Source organism: Streptomyces sp. SID3212 (genome assembly GCF_009865405.1).
Classification (GTDB): Bacteria; Actinomycetota; Actinomycetes; order Streptomycetales; family Streptomycetaceae; genus Streptomyces.
In genome coordinates, this window is the sequence record NZ_WWJY01000847.1 from 1 (window position 1) to 1,426 (window position 1,426).

At 73.1% G+C, this 1,426-nt stretch carries 1 protein-coding gene; it reads left to right on the forward strand.

Translation table 11 applies throughout. The features are described 5' to 3' along the window. Positions 1-1,426, forward strand: a 1,426-nt coding sequence (locus GT042_RS25725; RefSeq protein WP_161311114.1) for an ATP-binding protein, incomplete at both ends; no start/stop codon positions are given.

Here is a 1,426-nt window from a genome sequence, read left to right on the forward strand (position 1 = left end):
TGTGGCGGTCACTGTCGTCGCCGCCGTCGTGCTGGTGCGCCAGGGCCGCCGCGGCGCGGTCACGGCGGACGGTGAGGTCAGGACCGCGCAGACCCAACTGGCCCAGCTCGGCGGGGAATCGGCGCATCTGCTGAACGTCTCGCTGCCCTCGGTGGTCAAGCGCCTGCGGGACGGCGCGAGCGCCGAGGCCGCGACCGCCGCCACCACCGCGCCGTCGGACCCCCAACTGCGCCGGCTGCTGGAGGTGTTCGCCGCCGAGGTCGCCGCGTCGGAACAGCGCGCTGCCGACGCGCGCGCGGAGTGCGCGAAGGCCGTCGAGCAACTCGCCCGCGCCGCGGACGATCTCGACCTCCTGATGACGACGACGATCCCCGCGGCGCTCGGCGGGCTGCGCTCCGGCGGCTCGGCGGACACCGTGCTCGGCGGTCTCGAACCCCCCACGGATCCGCGGCTGCGGATCCTGGTGGACTCGATCGTGCGGGAGTTCGCCATCAGTGAGCGGCGGGGCGCCGCCGCTCAAGCGGCGAGCGCCAAGGCGCTGAGCCGTGTGCAGGCCAAGGCCGTGAGCATGCTGGCCGATCTGCGCGAGATGCAGGACAAGTACGGCGAGGAGGTGTTCGGCGACCTGCTGAGGCTCGACCACAACACCTCCCAACTCGGGCTGCTCACCGACCGGCTGGCCCTGCTGATGGGCGGCCGTGCCAGCCGCGCCTGGAACAAGCCGATCCCGATGGAGTCCATCCTGCGCGGCGCGGTGGGCCGTATCGCCGCCTATCAGCGGGTACGGCTGCACTGTTCCAGCACCGCCGCGATCGCCGGGTTCGCCGCCGAGGGCGTGATGCACCTCCTGGCCGAACTGATGGACAACGCGGCGAACTTCTCCCCGCCCATCGACGAGGTCCACGTGTATGTGGAGGAGCGCACGGCGGGGATCGTGGTGACCATCGAGGACAGCGGCCTCAAGATGGCGGACGCGGCGATGCGGCGGGCCGAGGAGTCCGTGTCGGGCCGGATGAACGACCTGGCCGTGCTCCAAGGGACCCGGCTCGGGCTCGCGGTCGTGGGGCGGCTGGCCGCCAAGTACCACCTGAGCGTCAACTACCGGCCGTCCTCGCGCGGCGGTACGGGCGTGGTCGTCCTCTTCCCCCCGCAACTGCTCGCCCAGCAGCGGTCGGTGCTCCCGGAGCAGACCGTACGGACGGAGCAGGGCACGTCCCAGGAACAGGCCGCACGACCCGAGCAGAGCGTGCGATCCGAGCAGGCCGTACGACCGGAGCGGACCGTACGACCGGAGCGGACGGCGTTCCCGGAACAGGCCGTACGACCCGAGCAGACCGTACGACCCGAACGCGCCGGCACACCGGCACCCGGGTCCGCGGGGCCGGCCCCCGTCCCGCACCCGCCCCTGCCCGCCCCCGCCTCGCCG